Annotated in this window: 18 protein-coding genes and 1 other RNA gene; 12 read left to right on the top strand and 7 right to left on the bottom strand. The window is 45.0% G+C overall.

All coding sequences use genetic code 11. The features are described from left to right. Positions 1 to 62: 62 nt before the first annotated feature. The 4 genes from AB5443_RS24775 to AB5443_RS24760 form a co-directional block, all read right to left on the bottom strand. Positions 63 to 701: a DedA family protein gene (locus AB5443_RS24775; RefSeq protein WP_022137854.1), complete on the bottom strand. Its 639-nt coding sequence runs from the start codon at positions 699 to 701 to the stop codon at positions 63 to 65. Positions 702 to 735: 34 nt separating this feature from the next. Next, on the bottom strand, positions 736 to 2,178 hold the full coding sequence (locus AB5443_RS24770) for a lipopolysaccharide assembly protein LapB (protein ID WP_277135313.1): 1,443 nt from the start codon (positions 2,176 to 2,178) through the stop codon (positions 736 to 738). Positions 2,179 to 2,283: 105 nt separating this feature from the next. Continuing rightward, positions 2,284 to 4,026 (bottom strand): glutamine--tRNA ligase/YqeY domain fusion protein, encoded by a 1,743-nt coding sequence (locus tag AB5443_RS24765; protein ID WP_277135312.1) that lies wholly within the window; start codon positions 4,024 to 4,026, stop codon positions 2,284 to 2,286. 50 nt (positions 4,027 to 4,076) lie between these two features. Next, positions 4,077 to 4,889, bottom strand: a complete 813-nt coding sequence (locus AB5443_RS24760; RefSeq protein WP_277135311.1) for a PstS family phosphate ABC transporter substrate-binding protein — start codon at positions 4,887 to 4,889, stop codon at positions 4,077 to 4,079. A gap of 177 nt (positions 4,890 to 5,066) precedes the next feature. On the opposite strand from AB5443_RS24760, the gene pstC reads away from it, so the two are divergent. From pstC to AB5443_RS24730, 6 genes are all read left to right on the top strand, one after another. Further along, positions 5,067 to 6,263, top strand: coding sequence for a phosphate ABC transporter permease subunit PstC (gene pstC / locus AB5443_RS24755; protein WP_073343506.1), 1,197 nt, complete (start codon positions 5,067 to 5,069; stop codon positions 6,261 to 6,263). Between the two features lies 1 nt (position 6,264). After that, on the top strand, positions 6,265 to 7,140 hold the full coding sequence (gene pstA / locus AB5443_RS24750; protein ID WP_022136648.1) for a phosphate ABC transporter permease PstA: 876 nt from the start codon (positions 6,265 to 6,267) through the stop codon (positions 7,138 to 7,140). Between the two features lie 8 nt (positions 7,141 to 7,148). Then, positions 7,149 to 7,907, top strand: a complete 759-nt coding sequence (gene pstB / locus AB5443_RS24745) for a phosphate ABC transporter ATP-binding protein PstB (protein WP_022136647.1) — start codon at positions 7,149 to 7,151, stop codon at positions 7,905 to 7,907. A 28-nt stretch (positions 7,908 to 7,935) separates the two neighbouring features. After that, positions 7,936 to 8,625 (top strand): phosphate signaling complex protein PhoU, encoded by a 690-nt coding sequence (gene phoU / locus AB5443_RS24740; protein ID WP_022136646.1) that lies wholly within the window; start codon positions 7,936 to 7,938, stop codon positions 8,623 to 8,625. A 359-nt stretch (positions 8,626 to 8,984) separates the two neighbouring features. Continuing rightward, complete coding sequence (locus AB5443_RS24735) at positions 8,985 to 9,587, top strand: riboflavin synthase (RefSeq protein WP_022136644.1); 603 nt, start codon at positions 8,985 to 8,987, stop codon at positions 9,585 to 9,587. Between the two features lies 1 nt (position 9,588). Further along, positions 9,589 to 10,134, top strand: a complete 546-nt coding sequence (locus AB5443_RS24730) for a nitroreductase family protein (RefSeq protein WP_073342822.1) — start codon at positions 9,589 to 9,591, stop codon at positions 10,132 to 10,134. A gap of 210 nt (positions 10,135 to 10,344) precedes the next feature. On the opposite strand, the gene AB5443_RS24725 is transcribed toward AB5443_RS24730, so the two are convergent. The 3 genes from AB5443_RS24725 to rnpB form a co-directional block, all read right to left on the bottom strand. Then, positions 10,345 to 13,644 carry a S41 family peptidase gene (locus AB5443_RS24725; protein ID WP_277135309.1) on the bottom strand — a complete coding sequence of 1,100 codons (3,300 nt, stop codon included), beginning with the start codon at positions 13,642 to 13,644 and terminating at the stop codon, positions 10,345 to 10,347. Positions 13,645 to 13,712: 68 nt separating this feature from the next. Further along, the gene (locus AB5443_RS24720) at positions 13,713 to 15,032 is read right to left on the bottom strand and encodes a YihY/virulence factor BrkB family protein (RefSeq protein WP_022136641.1); all 1,320 of its coding nucleotides are present in this window, start codon (positions 15,030 to 15,032) and stop codon (positions 13,713 to 13,715) included. Between the two features lie 22 nt (positions 15,033 to 15,054). Beyond that, an RNA gene (gene rnpB, locus AB5443_RS24715) (RNase P RNA component class A) lies at positions 15,055 to 15,418 on the bottom strand. A 98-nt stretch (positions 15,419 to 15,516) separates the two neighbouring features. Between rnpB and AB5443_RS24710 the strand changes: the two genes are divergently transcribed. The 6 genes from AB5443_RS24710 (at position 15,517) to AB5443_RS24685 (ending at position 21,872) form a co-directional block, all read left to right on the top strand. Next, positions 15,517 to 16,503 carry a C40 family peptidase gene (locus AB5443_RS24710; protein ID WP_277135800.1) on the top strand — a complete coding sequence of 329 codons (987 nt, stop codon included), beginning with the start codon at positions 15,517 to 15,519 and terminating at the stop codon, positions 16,501 to 16,503. Between the two features lie 252 nt (positions 16,504 to 16,755). Further along, positions 16,756 to 18,291: a trypsin-like peptidase domain-containing protein gene (locus AB5443_RS24705; protein WP_022136623.1), complete on the top strand. Its 1,536-nt coding sequence runs from the start codon at positions 16,756 to 16,758 to the stop codon at positions 18,289 to 18,291. Between the two features lie 182 nt (positions 18,292 to 18,473). Beyond that, positions 18,474 to 19,334, top strand: a complete 861-nt coding sequence (locus AB5443_RS24700; protein ID WP_002561589.1) for an RNA polymerase sigma factor RpoD/SigA — start codon at positions 18,474 to 18,476, stop codon at positions 19,332 to 19,334. Positions 19,335 to 19,499: 165 nt separating this feature from the next. Beyond that, positions 19,500 to 20,120 (top strand): murein L,D-transpeptidase catalytic domain-containing protein, encoded by a 621-nt coding sequence (locus tag AB5443_RS24695; protein ID WP_277135798.1) that lies wholly within the window; start codon positions 19,500 to 19,502, stop codon positions 20,118 to 20,120. Positions 20,121 to 20,197: 77 nt separating this feature from the next. Continuing rightward, positions 20,198 to 20,599 carry a hypothetical protein gene (locus tag AB5443_RS24690; RefSeq protein WP_277135797.1) on the top strand — a complete coding sequence of 134 codons (402 nt, stop codon included), beginning with the start codon at positions 20,198 to 20,200 and terminating at the stop codon, positions 20,597 to 20,599. Positions 20,600 to 20,687: 88 nt separating this feature from the next. Then, entirely contained in the window at positions 20,688 to 21,872 is a 1,185-nt protein-coding gene (locus tag AB5443_RS24685) for a clostripain-related cysteine peptidase (RefSeq protein WP_283140064.1), read from the top strand. The last annotated feature ends 304 nt before the right edge of the window (positions 21,873 to 22,176 follow it).

The raw sequence follows: 22,176 nt of genomic DNA, 5'->3' as shown, positions 1-22,176 counted from the left end.
GTTGTTTAATGATATATTTTATTAAAACCGCGTTAATCCGTGAAATCCGTGCCTGAAATATATTACTTCTTCTTCATCCCTTTATAAATCAGGAATGCAACGACAAATACGGCGATGGCAATAAAGACATAACCTATCTCGTGGCTGTATTCCGTCACTTTAGCTATAAGCTGCGCTTCGCTTTCGATGCCGGGAACTTTAGCCAGGTGATAACCGATAACAGCTAAGATAGTATTCCACAATCCGGCTCCCAGAGTGGTATATATCAGGAATGTATGCAGTTTCATCTGAGCCAGTCCGGCAGGAATTGAAATCAATTGGCGGACAGCGGGAATCAAACGGCCGATAAAGGTGGACAGTGCGCCGTGCTTGTCGAAGTAAATTTCGGCATTGCGTACTTTCTCCTCATCAATCAGGCACATATGGCCGATACGGCTATTGGCAAATTTGTAGATGATGGGGCGTCCCAGCCATTTTGCCAGGTAATAGTTGATTAGCGCTCCGATATTTGCCCCGATAGTAGCGAATAAAACTACCAGATAAATATTAAGCTCGTCGTTGACTGCAGCTTTGTAGGCTGCCGGCGGGATGACCACTTCCGAAGGGAAAGGTATAAAAGAACTTTCGATGGTCATTAATAAGGTGATAGTCCAATAATTTAAATGATCCAGACACCACTGGATAAAAGCTACTGATTCCATGATTTTTAGGGATAGAGTTTATTTAATTGATTGATTATTTTCCTTTTTTCTTATTCTCTCTTTTCATGCGCTTCAATACTTCCTTGAGTGCCTTTTCATCTTCCGCCCTATGATTGGGACTGGCAAGCAAGTCCTCGATGACGTCCAGTCCGAGTGGACTCTTGCATTCACTGTTGTATTTGAAGAAATCTTCTATTTCGTTGCTCATGAGACAGAGGACACTTAGCTTTTCGGTCACTAACTCATACTTCGGGTCGAGCTTGTAGGCCATCTCGTAGTATTCTTTCGCGTCATACAGATAGTCGTTTTCCGAATAGGTGGAAGCAACCAGATAACACATTTCCACGCCGGGATTAAGTTCTATGGCCTTTTGGAAAGCTTCGGATGCCAGGTCTTCCATTTCTTCCGCCAGATATACTTTTCCGTCCGTCAGGTAGATAAGTCCTTCGTCGGGGTTTAGTTTCTTGGCTTTGTCGCAGAGCTGATGCGCTTCTTCATATCTTTGCAGATTGGAGAGGGCGAAGGCTTTGCTGGTATATGTGTCTATCAGTAAGATAGAGTCTCTGTCTCCTTCTTTTTCAAAGCAGTCGATTACTTTGGTATAACAATCGTCGGCTTTCTGCCATTCTTCCTTATTGGCGTAGGACAATCCCATGAACATATAGCCCAGTTCGGGGGGAATTGACTTGTATTTAATAGCCTTCAGGTAATTCTCGATGGCTTCATCCGAGTTGTTCAGATAGAAAAAGCTATGTGCCTTGTAGGCATAGGCTTCTCCGCAGTTTTCGTCGGCTGCCAGTGCGAAGTCACAGGCTTCGACGGTCTTGTCTACATTCTCTTCAATAAAATGACATTTTGCCAGTCCCATCCAGTAGGAAGCATTGTAAGGGGCTTTGTCAATCAGTTTGTTGTAAGCTTCGATTGCGGCTTCCGTTTGGTGAGTGGCGAATAGATAATCGGCGGTAAGAGCCAGATAATCCTGCTTGTCGGCATATCGTGATTTTCCTCTTTCGAGCCATGCTTTGGCATTTTCGGGATAACCCAAATCAAGGAAGAGATATACGATATCGGTGATGGTGGCAAGGTCATCGGCATCTTCTATCGAGTTCAGAAGCCCTTGGGCTTCTTCCAGATTTCCTTCGTTCAGCAGTAGTTCGGCTTTCAGCATTTTCACGTCAGGTTCATATTCTTCGGTGATGGCGGCGGCCACTGTCTTTGCCTTTTGCAGCTTTTGGGTGTCCAGGTAAAGGTAAGCCTGCTCTATCAGCAAGTCCGTGCTTCTGGGGTGCAGATGAAGTCCGTAGTTGATGACTTCCTGCGCTTCGTCAAATTTTCGTTCGGTGGCATACCAGTCGGCGATGTCAGCCAGTTGGTCGCCGTCCAGATAGAGTTGTCGGTCGTCTGCTTTTGCTGCTTCGTAGTTTGTGATTAGTTCCACCAGTTCCTTTTTGGCGGATGATGAGTTTTTTCTAGCCATTTTATTTTATAATTTTTTTATTGCTAAGATGGGGCTGTTGCAAAAGTTTCAGATTCTCTTTTGTCACAGCCCCATTTTATAAAGTCAAGCCGATGGTCGGCCCGTTTATTTATTAATCTTCCCCCACGTGTCTTTCAAGCCTACTGTGCGGTTGAAGACCAGTTTTTCAGGGGTGGAGTCTTTGTCTACGTTGAAGTAACCGATTCGTTGGAACTGCAGGTAGGAGAGTGGCGGCAGGGTTGCTGCGAACTTCTCTATGTAGCAGTTGGGCAATACCTTCAATGAATCGGGATTTATAATTTCTTTCATGGCTTCCAGGGCATCGCAGTTTTTAGCTTCGCGGATGGCGGCCAATTCGTCACGCGGATTCTCTACTTTCCACAGACGGTCGTACAAGCGCACTTCTGCCTGCATGCAGTGGTTGCAGCTCACCCAGTGCAATGTACCTTTCACTTTGCGGTTGGCGTCCGGCATACCGCTGCGGGTATTGGCGTCGTATTCGCAATAAACCTCTGTAATCACGCCGTTCTCGTCTTTCTTGCAACCTGTGCATTTTACAATATAGGCATTTTTCAGACGTACTTCCTGTCCCGGTGTCATGCGGAAATATTTCTTGGGAGCATCTTCCATGAAGTCCTCACGTTCCATCCACAATTCGCGGCTGAACTCGATAAGGTGGCTTCCTGCTTCCGGATCTTCCGGGTTGTTGATGGCTTCCAGTTCCTCTACCTGTCCTTCGGGGTAGTTCGTGATGATGAGCTTCACTGGATTGATGACGGCGGATACGCGGATAGCACGGCTGTTCAGGTCGTCACGGAGAGAGCTTTCCAGCAGGGCGATGTCGTTCAGCGCATCATAGGTAGTATAACCGATTTTGTCGATAAACTTATGGATGGCTTCCGGTGAGTAGCCGCGACGGCGGAAACCGCAGATAGTCGGCATACGGGGGTCGTCCCATCCGTTCACCAGGCCTTCTTTTACCAGAGTCAGCAAGTTGCGTTTGCTCATCAGCGTGTAGCTCAGGTTCAGCTTGTTGAACTCTGTCTGGCGGGGACGGTTGTCGTTCAGGTCTTTGCCTTCTTTCAACCAGTCGATGAAGAGGTCGTAGAGCGGACGGTGTACCACAAATTCGAGGGTACACAGTGAGTGAGTCACTCCTTCAAAGAAGTCACTCTGCCCGTGGGCGAAGTCGTACATCGGATAGGCTTTCCATGTAGTGCCCGTACGGTGGTGCGGATGCTTCACTACGCGATAGATAATCGGGTCGCGGAAGTGCATATTCGGGTTTGCCATGTCAATCTTGGCACGGAGCACCATAGCGCCTTCTTCAATCTCGCCGCTGTTCATCTTTTTGAAAAGCTCAAGGCTTTCTTCGATGGGGCGGTTGCGGTAAGGGCTTTCCACACCCGGCTGGGTGGGAGTACCTTTTTGCTGCGCAATCAGTTCGGAACTCTGTTCGTCGATATATGCTTTTCCTTCCTCTATCAGGCGGATAGCGAAGTCCCATAATTGCTGGAAATAATCGGAAGCGTAGTATTCGTTTCCCCAATGGTAGCCTAACCACTGGATATCTTCTTTGATGGCTTCTACATATTCCACATCTTCCTTGGTGGGGTTTGTGTCGTCGAAACGAAGGTTGCATACACCGCCATGTTTTTCTGCGATGCCGAAATCAAGGCAAATAGCTTTGGCATGGCCGATGTGAAGGTATCCGTTAGGTTCGGGCGGGAAACGTGTCTGCACTTTTCCACCGTTTTTACCTTCTTTCAAGTCTTTCTCTACTGCCTGCTCTATAAAGTTCAGGCTTTTCTTTTCACCTGCTACTTCTTCGTTTTTAATATCTGTCATAACGATTTATGTTAATACATGATTCAGGCTACAAAAGTAGGACATTTTTTTTATTTAACCGGAATATAACCGCTCTTTTTTATAATGTCCTGTCCGTCGGGTGAGAGAATATATTGAATCAGGGGATCGACTTGTTCCTTGTTCTTTACATTATAATAGTAGTAAAGGGGGCGTACGATGGGGTAGGTCTTGTTGGTGGCGTTCTCTACTGTGGGCGTGGCGTAGTGGCTTCCGTCATAGGATACGGAGAGCGTCTTCACGCGAGGGGACACGTATGCCAGTCCGACGTACCCGATAGCTCCTTTCGTCTGGCTGACGGACTGGATGATAGCGCCCGTTGCCGGCATGGAAAGGCTGCTCGCCATGTAGTTCTTGTTTTTCAGGACACTCTCTTTGAAAAATTCATAAGTACCGGAAGATGTTTCGCGGGAGTAAACCACTATCTTGCGGTCGTCTCCGCCCACTTGTTTCCAGTTGGTTATCTTTCCCCGGAAGATGTCTTCCAGTTGCTGGCGGGTGAGCTGCTTCACAGGGTTGGATGGGTGTACCACTACGGCGAGGGCATCATAGGCTACAATCACTTCGTCCACTTCTTCTCCTGCCGCTTTGATTTTCATCTTTTCGCTGAATTTTATCGGGCGCGAAGCCATTGCGATATCCGTAGTGTTATCCATCAGGGCGGAGATGCCGACACCGGTTCCGCCACCGGTGACGGTGACACGGGCATCGGGCTGCCGGTTCATAAACCGTTCTGCTGTCTGCTGGGCGACAGGCAGTACCGTGTCGCTGCCTTTGATGCGTTGTGCGCTGGCACTGACTGCGAACAGCGAAAGGGCTATCAATAAGTTTCTTCTGATTTTCATAATGATTCTTTGTTTATTGTCGGTGCAAATAAAGCAATCGGATATTACATTTCTGTTTCATATGGCGGGAAAATGATACTTGTAATACAAATGTAACAGGATTGAAACATTTCCTTCAAGCGTTAGTCACACCGCCTTAATAAAGAGATGCTTTCTTTGCATCAGAAATCAAGAGGTATGAAAAAGGTTTTAGAAAGGATTATAGAAGGAGTTTTGACTTGTAGCGGCTTCGTAACAAGTATTACTATTTTGCTGATTGTGCTTTTCCTGTTTACGGAGGCTTTCGGATTATTTAAAAGCAAGGTGATCGAGGAAGGGTATGTGTTGGCATTGAATAAGACAAATAAGGTAAGCGTATTGAGTCCTGAACAGATAAAGAATGTTTTCGACGAGGAGATAACGAACTGGAAAGAGCTCGGTGGGGATGATCTTCCTATCCGGGTGTTTCGTCTGGAAGATATTACGCGGTATTATACGGAAGAAGAACTCGGCCCTGCCTATGAGTATGCAGGGGATAAAATCACGGAACTGGTAGAGAAAACGCCCGGTATCGTGGCATTCGTACCGCAGAAATTCATTGTTCATCCGGATGCGGTGCATTTCATAGAGGATAATACGATTTCCGTGAAAGATGTGTTTGTGGGTGCCGAATGGTTTCCGACGGCTACTCCGGCTGCCCAATTCGGCTTTCTGCCTTTGATTACCGGTACGTTATGGGTGAGCCTGTTCGCCATTCTTTTCGCTTTGCCGTTCGGCTTGTCGGTTTCTATCTATATGTCCGAAGTGGCAAACCCGAAAGTGCGGAACTGGCTGAAACCTATTATCGAATTGTTGAGCGGCATTCCTTCCGTTGTCTATGGCTTTTTCGGGCTGATTGTCATTGTACCGATGATTCAGAAAGTATTTGATCTTCCGGTAGGGGAGAGCGGATTGGCAGGCAGTATCGTGCTGGCTATTATGGCGCTGCCTACCATTATAACGGTGACGGAAGACGCGATGAGAAATTGCCCGCGCGACATGCGGGAAGCGAGCCTGGCACTGGGAGCTACGCAATGGCAGACGATTTATAAGGTGGTGATTCCGTATTCCATATCGGGGATTACTTCGGGCGTGGTGCTCGGCATCGGACGTGCTATCGGAGAGACGATGGCGGTATTGATGGTGACGGGTAACGCGGCTGTGATTCCGACAACGATTCTCGAACCGTTGCGCACCATTCCGGCTACCATCGCGGCGGAGTTGGGGGAAGCTCCGGCGGGCGGGCCTCACTATCAGGCTTTGTTCCTGCTGGGTGTCGTTCTGTTCTTCATTACATTGATTATCAACTTTAGTGTGGAGTATATTTCCTCTAAAGGATTAAAACGCAGCAAATAACATGGAAATAAGAAGTAATAATAAGGCTAAGCACCGTTCGCAGAAGATTGCTTTCGGGATATTCCGACTGTTGAGTCTTTGTATCGTGCTGATATTGTTCGCGATTTTGGGCTTCATTATTTATAAGGGGAGCGGTGCCATCAGTTGGGAGTTCCTCACATCGTCTCCTACGGATGGGATGACAGGGGGTGGCATCTGGCCGGCTATAGTCGGAACTTTCTATCTGATGACGGGCAGTGCGCTGTTTGCTTTCCCGATAGGGGTGATGAGTGGGATTTATATGAATGAATATGCGCCGAAGGGGAAGTTGGTACGCTTTATACGGGTGATGACCAATAATCTGAGCGGTATTCCTTCTATCGTGTTCGGTTTGTTCGGCATGGCGCTGTTTGTCAATTACATGAGCTTTGGGGATAGTATTCTGGCAGGGTCTTTGACGTTAGGTTTGCTTTGCGTACCTTTGGTCATTCGGACAACGGAAGAGGCCTTGAAAGCGATTCCCGACAGTATGCGTGAAGGCAGCCGGGCATTGGGAGCGACCAAGTTGCAGACCATCTGGCACGTGATTCTGCCGATGGGGATGCCGAATATTATCACAGGGCTGATTTTGGCATTGGGACGTGTCTCGGGTGAGACGGCTCCGATTCTGTTTACTTGTGCCGCGTACTTCCTGCCGCAGTTGCCGACCGGCATCCTGGATCAGTGCATGGCGTTGCCTTATCACTTGTATGTGATTTCTACGAGCGGAACGGATATGGAAGCGCAGTTGCCATTGGCTTACGGCACGGCATTGGTATTGATTGTGATTATCCTGCTGGTGAACTTGCTGGCAAATGCGTTGAGAAAATATTTTGAGAAAAGAGTAAAAACGAACTAAATAAGTATATGGATACAGTGAAAATAGACGCGCGTGACGTGAACTTCTGGTATGGTGATTTCCATGCGTTGAAGGGCATCAGTATGCAGATTGAAGAGAAGTCGGTCGTTGCCTTTATCGGCCCTTCCGGTTGCGGAAAGTCTACCTTTCTCCGGCTTTTCAACCGCATGAACGATTTGATTCCCGCTACCCGCCTGGAAGGGGAAATCCGTATCGACGGACAGAATATCTATGCGAAGGGCGTGGAAGTGGACGAGTTGCGCAAGAATGTGGGAATGGTATTCCAACGTCCCAACCCTTTCCCGAAAAGCATCTTCGAGAATGTGGCTTACGGACTTCGGGTGAATGGGGTGAAAGATAACGCTTTCATCCGCCAGCGCGTGGAAGAAACATTGAAAGGGGCGGCTCTCTGGGATGAGGTGAAGGATAAGTTGAAGGAATCGGCTTATGCGCTCTCCGGCGGACAGCAGCAGCGCCTTTGCATTGCCCGTGCGATGGCGGTATCTCCTTCGGTATTGTTGATGGACGAGCCTGCATCCGCGCTCGACCCTATTTCGACGGCGAAAGTAGAGGAGTTGATTCATGAACTGAAAAAGGACTATACGATTGTCATCGTCACGCACAATATGCAGCAGGCGGCCCGTGTCAGCGATAAGACGGCTTTCTTTTATCTGGGTGAAATGGTGGAGTTCGACCAGACGAAAAAGATATTCACCAATCCGGAGAAAGAGGCTACGCAGAATTACATTACGGGGCGCTTTGGATAAAATATTAATCATTTATATAGAATAGACTATGGTAAAGTTTATAGAATCGGAACTCATCCTGTTGAAGAAGGAAGTGGATGAAATGTGGACATTGGTATATAATCAGCTTGACCGTGCCGGAGAGGCTGTACTGACGCTTGACAAGGAACTGGCTCAACAGGTGATGGTTCGTGAGCGCAGGGTGAATGCTTTCGAGTTGAAGATAGACAGTGACGTGGAAGATATTATTGCCTTATACAACCCGGTGGCAATCGACCTTCGTTTTGTGTTGGCGATGCTGAAGATCAATACGAACCTGGAACGTTTGGGTGACTTTGCAGAAGGAATCGCCCGTTTTGTGATTCGCTGTAAAGAGCCGGTGCTCGACGCGGAACTGATGAACCGCCTTCGTCTGGCGGAAATGCAGGCGGAGGTATTGTCGATGCTCGAATTGGCGAAACGTGCCTTGAATGAGGAGAGTATCGAACTGGCGGCGGGTGTATTTGCCAAAGATAATCTCTTGGACGAAATCAATGCGGAAGCCACCGGAGTTCTGGCGAACTATATCATTGAACATCCGGAGACTGCGCTTACCTGTCTCGACTTGGTCAGTGTATTCCGTAAGTTGGAACGTTCAGGCGACCACATCACGAATATAGCCGAAGAGATCGTTTTTTTCGTTGATGCAAAGGTCTTGAAGCATCGTGGAAAAACAGAGGAACACTATCCCGAGAAATAAATATTCGCATATTTTTAAACAGAAATTAGTGCTCCTTGGAAATTTGTCTTATATTTGTCTCCTGTAACGGACAGGTTACGGGTGTTCTTGCTCAAATGATAATAAATCCAAAGAAATTTCAAAAAGATGTTATATGACATGTTTTATAATTTGGATAATATCGGTAAAAGCACCTATATTTGCACCGTTATCCTGAAAACAATCTTTTTACCTTAAAAAAAACTAATACCTATTGAAAACTGAAAAAAGGAGCTTTGTGAAAAGCCCCTTTTTTTTATGCTCTTATTTTCTTTCCTGCCAGCTTATTTGTATCTTTGAGCCGTATATAAAAAAGAGTTTTTTTAATCGTAAATAACATTATGTTTTCCGGAATCGTAGAAGAATATGCTACCTTGGTAGCGCTGGTGAAAGACCAGGAGAATATACACTTTACTTTTAAGTGTTCATTTGTAAATGAGTTGAAAATCGACCAGAGTATTTCTCATAACGGCGTATGCCTGACGGTAGTGAGCATGACGGATGATACGTACACGGTGACTGCTATGAAGGAAACGCTGGAACGTTCTAATCTGGGTCTGCTGAAAGTGGGAGATAAGGTGAACGTAGAGCGTAGCATGATGATGAATGGTCGCTTGGATGGTCATATTGTGCAGGGACATGTGGATCAGACTGCTACCTGCATTGATATCAAGGATGCGGAAGGAAGCTGGTACTTCACTTTCCAATATGCGTGCGACAAGGAGATGGCGAAACGAGGATATATCACTGTAGATAAAGGTTCGGTGACGGTGAACGGTGTCAGCCTGACGGTTTGTAATCCTACAGATGATACTTTCCAGGTGGCTATCATTCCTTATACTTATGAGCATACCAACTTCCATACGTTTACCATCGGCAGTGTGGTGAATATCGAGTTTGATATTATAGGTAAGTATATCAGCCGGATGATTCAATATAAGTAAGATGGAATCCGGTGATTTTCTGCAATTGGTGCTTTCACGTCAGAGTGACCGGGCGTATGATAAGGAACGCCCCGTGGAAGCTGACAAACTGGAACGGATTTTAGAGGCGGGGCGTATGGCTCCTTCTGCCTGTAATGCGCAGCCGTGGAAGTTTGTGGTAATAACTGACCGTGAACTGGCTTTGAAGATCGGCAAAGCGGCGGCAGGACTGGGAATGAACAAATTTGCCAAGGATGCTCCCGTGCATATTCTGGTTGTGGAAGAATCGGCTAATATCACTTCTTTGCTAGGTGGGAAAGTGAAGGATAAGCATTTTCCGTTGATTGATATTGGAATTGCCGCCGCTCATATCACGTTGGCTGCTGAAAGTGAAGGCTTGGGGTCGTGTATCCTGGGCTGGTTTGACGAAAAGGAAATGAAGCGGCTGACGGGAATTCCTGCTTCCAAGCGTGTGCTGCTGGATATTGCGATAGGCTATCCGGTGAAGGAGAAACGTAAGAAGATGAGGAAGCCGAAGGAGAAAGTGGTATCTTACAACCATTACTGATTCTAAAAGGTAAATATTTCACACTTACAAATTACTATATAAAAGAAAGGCATCGTTGGTTTAAAAGGAAGAGGTCATTCCTTTTAAACCAACGATGCCTTTCTTTTAAAGGAACGACCTGTTTCATTTAGACCAAAAATAGATGTGTTAAATCGTTGATAAATAGCTTATTATAAAAGCCCCGATTGCGGGGCTTTTATAATGGCATGTTTACTTCTTTTTTGACAACTCTTTCAGAAGATGGTCTACTGCTGCTTTCAGTTGGGCATCTTCACCTTTCAGGCTCGCTCCCGGTTCGTTGTAGACCAGAATGTCAGGTTGCAAAGTCTGATTTTCGAGATATTTTCCCTGCATATCCATGCAGCCCACCTGCGGAATACCGAATACGATAGACGGGTCTATCTGACGTTCCCACCATACGGCAGTCATGGTTCCGGCAACGGGAGCACCTATCAGTTTGCCGATGCCTAATGTCTTATATACGTATGGGGTGCCGTGAGCGTTGCTGTAATTGTCTTCACAGGTCAGCATACATGATGGCTTCAGCCATTTGTTGAACGGGTCGCTGCCGATGTACTGTCCGCGTGGAACGAAACGCTGGTATTCTTTTCCGTTAAGCAGCGTTACTACATCGTCGTGCAACCATCCGCCGCCATTATGACGGGTATCTACAATGACCGCTTCTTTATTGCGATAGCGTCCCAACAGTTCGGAATACATCTTGCGGAAACTCGGACTATCCATTCCTTTGATATGTACATAAGCGATTCGTCCGCCGGAAAGCTCTTCCACTTTTTGGGCGCAACGTTTTACCCAACGTTTGTAGAGCAATTCGCTTTGAGCGCCATAGCTGATGGCTTTTACTGTTTCTTCAAAGCGCTTTTTGGTAGCGGGATCATATACGGTGAGTATGACTTTACGTCCTACTTTGCCTTCGAATAACGGGAAATAATCCGCATTGGCTTCAATGGCTTTTCCGTCTATCTTTTCGATGATACATCCTGCTTTCACATCTGTCTTTTTCTGCGTAAAAGGACTTTGGGCGAGAATTTCTTTAATTTTCAATCCTGCGCCCTTGTATGATTCGTCATAGAATACACCTAATGTAGCGGTAGGCAGTGCGCTGCTACCTGCTCCGAAACGGGCTCCGGTATGTGAAGCGTTCAGCTCTCCGAGCATTTCGCTCAACATTTCGGCGAAGTCATAGTTGTTGTTGATATGTGGCAGGAAGCGTTGGTATGCTTCTTTGTATCCTTTCCAGTCAGTTCCTTGAAGGTCGGCAACATAGAATTTGTCGTTAACTTGCTGGTAGACGTGGTCAAAGATATACGCGCGTTCCTCGTAAGGACGGTAATCAAAGAAAGCCTCGAAGCTAATCGGGGTGATTTTGCTGCCGGCAATTTCTATTTTCTTCAGTTGTCCCCCTGTACACATAAAGATGTTCTTTCCTTCTTTGTCGGGGATTAATGCGCCGCCGCCAACTCCTTTCAACAATATTTTAGTGGTGTTCTCTTTCAATTTATGTTCCCATAAATCATAACCACCCTCAAATGCGGCAAGATAATAGAGTGCGTCACCTTTCGGAGTGAGTACGGCATCACCGAGACGGGAAGAATTAACAGTCAGGCGAACGATACGGTCAAAACGGTTTTCAAGGTCGAAAGTGAGTGGTTTTACTTCTTCTTTCTTGTCTGCGTCCTCTTTCTTATCTTCTTTTTTATCGTCTTTCTTCGTTCCTTTCTTGTCTTTCTTCTTGTCGGCTTTTTCTTTTTCAGCCTTTTCCTTTTTATCTTTTTCGGCTTTCTCTGCTTTTTCAGCTTCTTCAAGCAGGGCGAGGTCTTCTTTGTTCATCATGAAGCGGTTGTAGGCATCCACATCGAAGAACATGATATAAGCGTCTCTTTCGCTTCCCCAACTACCATGGCTGCGGTATCCGGCACGGTCACTGTTCCATATCATAGCTTTTCCGCCGAGTACCCATTTGGCATTGCTGTCGCCATATCCGCTTTCGGTCAGGTTGACCATTTCACCCTTTCCGTCGGCTTTGAGTAATACGACGTCTTTATTGTTCCAGCCGCCTATGCCGATGAAGTCCGAAAGAATCCATTTGCTGTCGGGACTCCACTGGAACCATTGGTCACCGTCTGCATAAGAATACTGGTATTTGGCATCCATGACCGTGCGCACTGCTTTGCTTTTCAGGTTGATGACACGGATAGCGGTGCGGTTCTCAAGGAAAGCGATTTCCTTTCCGTCAGGGCTGAATTGCGGCTCGAAAGAAGCGACATTGGATTTCGTCAGGCGTTCTTCCTTCAATTCAGTGGCATAGGTGAATTGCTTTTCGTCCTTGCGCACGATGGTTGAAGTGTAGAGCTGCCAGAGTCCGTTGCGTTCCGAAGAGTAAACTAACGTCCGGCCGTCGGGAGAGAAACTCAGATTGCGCTCCTGGTCGGGAGTGTTCGTGATTTGCTTCGTTGTCTTGTAGTCAATGGAAGTGACGTAGACATCGCCGCGCATGATAAACGCAACCTCTTTTCCTTTGGGAGATACGGCGATGTCGGTAGCACCGTTCGATCTGATTTGGCGGATAATGTCTTTGTCATTCTTGTCAGACAAGATAGTAACGTTTACTTTCTGCGGTTTTCCACCCGGAGCAAGTGTGTAGATTTCACCGTTATAACCGTAGCAGAGTTTACCGTCGGCGGCTACGCTTAAAAAGCGGACGGGATGCTTGGTATGGAAAGTAATCTGCTTGGCGGTAGCGGCTCCGGGAGTACGTTGGAATACGTTGAAAGAACCTTTCTCTTCACTCAGGTAATAGAATGATTTGCTATCGGGAGCCCAAACCGGTTCGCGGTCTTCACCACCGAAAGTCGTTTGCTTTTGGTAAACCGGTGTCTTTCCGGGAATATAGCTCCAGATGTCACGGGCGATAGGGGATACTTGATGCTTGCGCCAGTAGTCTTCGTATCCCTTTTTGTCCTGATAGAGCAATATTCCGTCTTTATTGATGGAGATGCATTCCATCGGCATGGATGAAAACATGACGGGGCGTCCTCCTGTCACGGCTACTTCATACACCTGTTGAAACTGTCCGGAAGGAAATCCGGCATCTTCGGTGGAAGGCGCGATATTAGCTGTAAACAGGATATGATTATTGTCTTTGTAAGCAACGGGCTTTTCACTGCCGGAGTGCGTGGTCAGGCGTTGGGGGACTCCACCGTCTTTGGATACGGTGAAAACATCGAGGCTTCCCATACGGTCGGATGCAAAGGCGATTTGTTTTCCGTCGGGACTCCATACCGGTTCTGTGTCGAAAGCCGGATTGGTAGTGATTTGTGTGGCACGTCCGCCGGTGGCCGGTACGGTGTAGATGTCTCCTTTGTACGTGAAGGCAATGGTTGTACCATCCGGCGATAGGACGCAATGACGCATCCATAGCGGGGATTCCTGTGCTGCGATTGCTCCTGCGAAACATAGGGCAAAAGCACTGATTAGTAGTTTTTTCATTTTTCTTTATTATAATTGTGTCAAGTTCATCTTCACGATTTGAGGCAGTGCTTCCTTATTCTTGCTTCTTATAAATCCTTCAGTAATACTTTACTTGCCTTTTTATAGTATTCCTCTCTGGATTCGGTCAGCACTTTCCATTCGTCACTGAATTCTTCGTCTTTATCAATCTTGAAATTTTCGGAGCCGTAGGTGTCCAGTCGGTCGAGCAGGATGGCTACGTTCAGTTGGTTAATATCCATTGACGGCTGGTAGCCTATTTCCTCGCTTTTTGTGTCGGTCACAACTTCATGTATCAAGTCTATCTCTTGTAATTGATAAAGTACCTGATTGGTGAGCCGGATCGGGATTTTATGTTCTTCCGATATTTCCGAAGCGGTATATGGCGGCTCGTTCTTTTCAAATCGTTTGGCGATGAGGGACATAATCAGAATAGAAATAAAGTCCCGGTAACGCCGGCTGATATTCCGGGTGTCCTGGTCGAAGCTGAAACTTTGGATATTCTGTCCGGCGTATGTCAGTTCTGCACCGAACAGGCAGATAGTCCAGGATATTTGCAGCCAAAGCAGGAACAAAGGCAAGGCGGCAAAGCTACCGTAAATAGCATTGTATTTTGATACGCCCACCTGGCTGCTGATATATAAGTATTGGAATATCTGATAAGCGGTTCCTGCCAGTATACCTGCAATGAATGCATGCTTGAATTTCACTTTGGTATTCGGCATAAAGATATAGAGTCCCGTGAACATCATCCATGTCAGCACAAAAGGTATGAGCCGTATCAGGAATTTCATGATAGGGGCCAACAGTACGAAGTCGTCCATTTGCTTGAGCATGGTACTTACAAATATGGAAAGACCGCCGGAGACAACAATCAGAATCGGCATCAGCAGGAACATGGAGAAATAATCCGTAATCTTGCGATACATGGAACGTGCTTTCTTTACTTCCCAAATACGATTGAATGTGATTTCTATATTGCTGACCAGATTGATGACCGTCCATAGTAACATCACCAAGCCTACACCGATGAAAAGGCCGCCTTTAGTTTGTGAGAGGTAGGAATCAACGAAAGAGAGAATTGCTTCCGTGGTTTCTATATTCCCACCGAAACCATTGCGGAACTGATGTTCCATCAGATTGTCAAATCCGAATCCGCGCGCAATGGCGAACAGGATAGCCAGTATCGGCACAATGGCAAGCAGGGTGCTGTATGTCAGAGCCGATGCTTTATTTGCCATCCGGTCTTTCGTAAACCGGTTGATACAGAGATAGATGGTCTTGATGATATTGTAGAGCGAGAACTTCGTTCTTGTCACTTCACCTTCCGTAATGCGCCAGATGTCATACGTGAGGAATTTCCATATATCAGTGATTTTCTTCTTCATGGCTCATAGTTTAAAAAAAAGAAAAAGCAGTCAGCCTATAAGCCGAGTTCTGTACCTTATATAAATAAGGTGCCTGTCATTTATCTGAGTGGCGTGTCACCACGACACTTTAGCGGTCTACCCTCCGACATGGAGCGAGCAACTCTCATAACGCCGGTTTACATGACCTTACAACTCCTAAGACGTACAGCCCGACATGTCACCATGCGGCTGGTGGGCTCTTACCCCACCTTCTCACCCTTACCTCTCCCCGAAAGGAGCGGCGGTTATTTTCTTCTACGTTACTCTACCCTCGCGGACAGCTTTCTGTTAGGAAGTAGGATGCTCTGTGTTGCCCGGACTTTCCTCCTGCACGCTGACGTACACGCGACAGACCGGCCAACTGCTTTAGACTGCAAAAGTACGTCATTTATTTTGTTTTAGCCAAAGAAAGTACCATAAATAGAAATAATTTCTACCTTTGCTATTCATAAAACGTGATTCGATGAAGAAAAATATCCTCTTTTTCTGTTGCTTGCCGGTGATTCTTGCCACAAGTCTGAAAGCACAGGAGATACGCCCCATGCCTGCTGATTCGGCCTATGGGGTAGTACATGTTTCTGTTTGCAATATGCGCGAAGAAGGTAAGTTTACCTCCGGCATGAGTACGCAGGCATTATTGGGAATGCCCGTCAAGGTGCTTCAATATACGGGCTGGTATGAGATTCAGACACCGGACGATTATACCGGATGGGTACACCGGATGGTAATCACTCCCATGTCCAAAGAACAATATAATGGATGGAACCGTGCGGAAAAGATTGTCGTGACCTCACATTACGGATTTACTTACGAGAAGCCGGATGAAAAATCACAACCCGTATCTGATGTAGTGGCAGGCAATCGTCTGAAATGGGAAGGAAATAAAGGACATTTTTATAAAGTGTCTTATCCGGACGGTCGGCAAGCTTATATCCCGAAATCTATCTCGCAGCCCGAAACCCAATGGAGAGCTTCCCTGAAACAAGATGTTGAAAGTATTATCGAAACGGCTTATACGATGATGGGAATCCCTTATCTATGGGCGGGAACTTCTTCGAAAGGGGTAGATTGCAGCGGTTTGGTTCGGACGGTGCTGTTCATGCACGATATTATTATTCCGAGAGACGCGTCGCAACAAGCGTATGTAGGCGAACGTATCGAAATTGCGCCTGATATCTCCAATGTGCAACGCGGAGATTTGGTGTTCTTCGGCCGGAAATCCACTGCCGGACAAAAGGAAGGAATCTCCCATGTGGGGATTTATCTCGGAGATAAGCAGTTTATCCATGCTTTGGGAGATGTGCATATCAGCAGTTTTGAACCTGCGGATAAGAACTATGATGAATTTAATACGGGACGTCTGCTTTTTGCTGTCCGTTTCCTGCCTTATATAAATAAGGAGAAGGGGATGAATACGACGGAACACAATCCCTATTATCTGCCGCGGTAACTCCTGCCCGGAATAGCTGTCATGAAAATCTAGTCTTACTGAATGAATGTCAGAGTGTTAATGACAACTGACATACAACGAATGTAAATTTGTCAGGTGCTGTCGTTAACCGCTGTTAAGCTCTAAATATTCTCTGTTAAAAGAGGACAAAAAAGAGTGACAAGTATAATAAGTGAACGATATTTGTTATTATTTTAACGTCGTAAAAGTTAAAACAATGTCGAATATTAACATTTTAAAGAATTATAAATCATGAAACAGACAACAAAGAACATTCTGGGAGTAGGAGCAATCGTTCTTCTTAGCTCAGGAGTTGCAGGATTGACAACCTACAAATTGTTGCAATCCAACCAGACTGCCACAGAGACATCTTTTAATGAGATGTTCAAGCAGAATCCCAATGTGAAATTGGCTGCTTTTGATGCTGTGAACGCTCAACCTATCGATTTGACCCAGGCTGCGGAAAACTCTCTTCATGCTGTTGTACATATAAGGTCTACCCAAGAAGCTAAAACAAGAACTGTTCAGCAGGCGCCGGACATCTTCGATTTCTTCTTCGGTGACGGACGCGGACAGCAACGTCAGATACAATCACAACCTCGTGTGGGTTTCGGTTCGGGAGTTATCATCTCAAAGGATGGCTATATCGTAACGAACAACCACGTAATTGATGGTGCTGACGAAATCAGCGTGAAGTTGAATGACAACCGTGAATTCAAAGGACGTGTCATTGGAACTGACCCAAGCACCGACCTTGCATTGGTGAAAATCGAAGGGGATGATTTCCCGACTATTCCGGTAGGAGACTCCGAAGCATTGAAAGTAGGAGAGTGGGTATTGGCAGTAGGTAACCCGTTCAATCTGAACTCTACTGTAACCGCAGGTATCGTAAGTGCAAAAGCGCGTTCGTTGGGAGTGTATAGTGGTGGTATAGAATCATTTATCCAGACGGATGCCGCTATCAACCAAGGTAACAGTGGTGGTGCATTGGTCAATGCCAAAGGTGAATTGGTGGGTATCAACTCCGTGCTTTCTTCTCCGACAGGAGCATACGCTGGATATGGCTTCGCTATCCCGACCAGTATTATGACGAAAGTTATTGCCGACCTGAAACAATATGGAACTGTACAGCGTGCATTGCTCGGTATCCGTGGCGGCTCTATCGGTAGCAGCTTGATGGACGACCGTCAGCCGATTGACAAATCCGGTAAGACATTAGCGGATAAAGCCAAAGAACTGGGTGTCGTAGATGGCGTATGGGTTTCTGAAATCGTTGAAAACGGTTCTGCATCCGGTGCTGACATCAAGGTGGACGACGTAATTATCGGTCTGGACAACAAGAAAGTGTCCAATATGGCAGACTTGCAGGAAGCTATCGCTAAACATCGTCCGGGTGATAAGGTGAAAGTGAAACTGATGCGTGACAAGAAGGAAAAGACCGTCGAAGTAACGTTGAAGAACGAACAGGGTACTACCAAGATTGTGAAAGATGCAGGTATGGAAATCCTGGGAGCTGCTTTCAAAGAGTTGCCGGATGACGTGAAGAAGCAATTGAATTTGGGCTACGGTCTGCAAGTGACAGGAGTTTCTTCCGGTAAGATGTCAGACGCGGGAGTTCGCAAAGGATTCATCATCCTGAAAGCAAACGACCAGCCGATGCGCAAAGTCAGCGACCTCGAAGAAGTAATGAAAGCTGCTGTTAAATCACCGAACCAGGTATTGTTCCTGACAGGTGTGTTCCCGTCCGGTAAACGCGGATACTTCGCAGTTGACTTGACTCAGGAATAAGGTATAAAATAAGGTAATAAGATTCAGGATTAGCTAATGAAATAGAAAAAGGATGCCGACGGACAACTTGTCGGCATCTCTTTTTGTTTTATTAGTAGAAAAATTTAGTGTAAAAGTTACTTAATTTTGTATGTTAACAAATTATTTGTCGTAACTTTGCACTCCAAATCTGTTTTTAAAGAATGAGACAACTAAAGATTACCAAAAGTATCACTAACAGAGAGAGCGCTTCTCTTGACAAGTATTTGCAGGAAATCGGCCGTGAAGACCTGATTACTGTCGAGGAAGAAGTAGAACTCGCTCAACGCATTCGTAAGGGTGACCGTGTGGCATTAGAGAAACTGACACGTGCCAATCTTCGTTTCGTCGTATCTGTGGCCAAACAGTACCAGAACCAGGGTTTGAGTTTGCCTGACTTGATTAATGAGGGCAATTTAGGACTGATTAAGGCTGCCGAAAAGTTTGATGAAACACGTGGATTCAAGTTTATCAGCTACGCTGTATGGTGGATTCGTCAGTCTATTCTGCAAGCATTGGCAGAGCAGTCGCGTATTGTTCGTCTCCCGTTGAACCAGGTAGGTTCGCTGAATAAAATCAGCAAAGCCTTCTCGAAGTTCGAACAGGAAAACGAGCGGCGTCCGTCTCCTGAAGAGTTGGCAGACGAACTGGAAATCCCGGTTGATAAAATCTCTGATACACTGAAGGTGTCCGGCCGTCATATTTCGGTGGATGCGCCTTTCGTGGAAGGAGAAGACAACAGCCTGCTGGATGTGTTGGTGAACGATGACTCGCCTATGGCGGATCGTTCTCTTGTTAATGAGTCTCTTGCGAGGGAAATTGATAGAGCTCTTTCTACGTTAACCGATAGAGAAAAAGAAATCATTCAGATGTTTTTCGGTATCGGACAACAAGAAATGACGTTAGAAGAAATCGGCGATAAGTTTGGCCTCACACGTGAGCGCGTTCGCCAGATTAAAGAAAAAGCAATTAGAAGACTTAGACAAAGTAATCGTAGTAAATTGCTCAAATCTTACTTGGGATAAGTAAGAAATATCAGTTTCTGAAAGAAAAAAGAACTTGAGTCGCATAAGTCGCACTTTTCATATCGAAGAATGTACTTATGCGGCTTTTTATTTTAAGTATCTTCTTTGAAGTGTCTTATTTGAAATATCATCTGTTGTTTCTGTTCTTAATACTATGGTGTCCTTATGAAGAAGTTTTTTTTAATCCTGTCTATTCTTATCATTCTGGGAGTGGGGTGGGTGGCATACGGAAGATGCACTGCTTCTGAATCTGTCGTGCCTGCTAAAACCGAACAACGCTTGCGGGAAAAGGCGCAAGCGGCAAAAGCTTATTGCTCGAAAAACGGATATAGTACGAATTATTGCTTTCTGGTGGATTTCAGCCTGCATTCAGGCAAAAGGCGTTTTTTCGTTTGGGATATGAAAGGGGATTCTGTCAAATATGCCAGTCTCTGTGCGCATGGATATGGTAAGAACAGCACGGTTTCCAAACCTGTTTTCAGCAATGTGGAAGGGAGCTATTGTTCTTCTTTGGGAAAGTATAAGGTCGGCATACGTTCGTATAGTAAATGGGGAATCAATGTGCATTATAAACTGCATGGTCTGGAAGTGACGAATGACAATGCTTTCAAGCGCATCATCGTCCTTCATTCTTATTCGCCTATGCCCGAAACGGAAGTTTATCCCATGCATATTCCGTTAGGTATCAGCCAGGGATGCCCTGTAATCTCCGATAATGTAATGAGGAAAGTAGATGCATTGCTCAAGGCGGAAAAGAAGCCTGTGCTGCTATGGGTCTATGACTAAGAAATGCTATTTCTTCAAGATAAATAGAGGATATCTCCTCTTTTTTGTTACCTTTGCCACAATTAAAATTATATGATATGAAATACGTAAAAATACTATTTGCCATTGCACTTGTGTTTACCATGTGCTCCGCTTTTTCTCTGAAAAAAGACCACTCTAAACCTGTTTATGCTTTTGGAATCTCTGCGTCATTTACTGACTCGGTTGTTTATTTCACGGATATTCAGATATTGGACAGTGCAAAAGTCAGCAAGGAAGGTTTCCTGACTCATCGTGAATTGTATAGTTATCAGTTGAAGAATTATCTGGAGGATAATCAGTTGCAGCAGAATAGTACCTGTATGATTTACTTCTCGGAAAACAGAAAGAAACTGGAGAAGGAAGCAACGAAGATTCTGAATAAATATAAAAGGAATAAGAGAATAACGGTATCGAAGATTGAGTCGGAAAAATTCCACTTTACGAAACCGGAAGAATAATACTTGAATTGTTAATGTTAATATGGTAAGAGATGCAGTTTTGCATCTCTTATTTTTTTATCTTTGTCCCGTTAGTAATGAAAATATTATGAAAAAGATTAAAATATTATCCTTGTTTGTAGGGTTGTTGGCTATTTTATCTGCTTGTGGCGATGATGACGATACGCCTATTCCGGTAACCGTAAAAACAGTTCTCATGTATCTTGTTGCCGACAACAGTATAAGTGGTGATATATACAGTAATATAGCGTCGGTAGAGGAGGGATTGATCAAGGCTACATCTCCTGGTACATTTGTAATCTATTGGGACGGTGGGAGTAGGAAAAGCGAATTCCCAGATCCGACTTTATTTAAATATGAAGTGGATGGCAAGGGGAAAGTTAGTAAAAGAGAAGTAATAAAAACCTATAGTAGTCAGAATTCTGTGTCTAATGAAGTTATAAATAGGGTTCTGAAGGATGTAGAAGCTTATTGTCCTGCTGAAAAGTATAGTCTGATTTTTGGCTCTCATGCTACTGGATGGTTGCCGGTAGATGATAGTAAAAGTCGTTCTTTTGGAGATGATAGTGGAGCTAAAATTAATATACCTGATTTATCGGTCGCTTTGAAGCAATCAGGTATTCATTTTGATTATATACTATTTGATGCTTGTTTAATGTCTCAAGTGGAGGCTGCTTATGAATTAAGAAATGTTGCTGATTATTTAATACTTTCCCCTACGGAGGTATGGGATAAAGGATTTCCCTATTTTAAAATGGTAAAATATTTGCTGGCTGCGGATAATGCGCAACAAAATGCAATAAATGTAGCGAAAGATTATGTTGATTTCTATAAAAATGAATGTACGGAACGTATTCCTTGGGCTACCATTGCCGTGATAAAAACGGATGAAATGCAAGCGTTGGCAAGTATAACTCATTCGATTATGGGACAGTATCAGGGGAATTTGACTAGGTTTGATAGTAATAAAATAAATTATTTTCAAACAAATTATGGTTATGGACGTTCTCCGCTAAATTATTCAACATATGATTTTCGAGCTTTTGTGCGTGAACTGACAAGTAACAATATTCCTCCTGCTTTTGAAGAACAACTGTCAAAGGTTATTGTTTATAAAGATTATGTGGATGATGCTGGTTTTGTGAATATAGATCCTGAGGTGTATTCAGGTATTGGTTGTTATATTCCGTACGAAAGTTTTTCAAAATGGAATGCTTATTTTAAGAATTTGCAATGGTATTCCGCAGCCGGATGGAATGAAACAGGTTGGTAACTGAATTGAAAAACACTTTACTATGAACACACAAAATCTTACTCCTATACAAGTATTATGCGCATGCAGTCTGTAAGGTATGAAACTCGGCCTTCGTTAATTTGGCAATTCTCTATATTGTTCAGTCCTGAAACGGGTAAAGCGTGCATTGTTTCTTTATTATTGAGCGTTCCCCCTGCCTTGATTCTCGAAAAAAGTTTATTCAGCGTATGACCTACTAAAAACGAATGGTTCTTCGTCAAATTCCGTGCTTTTTTATTTTTAAATATGCCTTGTTTATATTTTATTATTTAGTTATAAATCA

The sequence above is a fragment of the Bacteroides sp. RTP21281st1_H5_RTP21281_210402 genome (assembly GCF_040918965.1).
In the GTDB taxonomy this organism is placed as follows: domain Bacteria; phylum Bacteroidota; class Bacteroidia; order Bacteroidales; family Bacteroidaceae; genus Bacteroides; species Bacteroides congonensis.
Note: the sequence above shows the minus strand (reverse complement) of the source record. Positions and strands in the feature narration are given on the sequence as shown.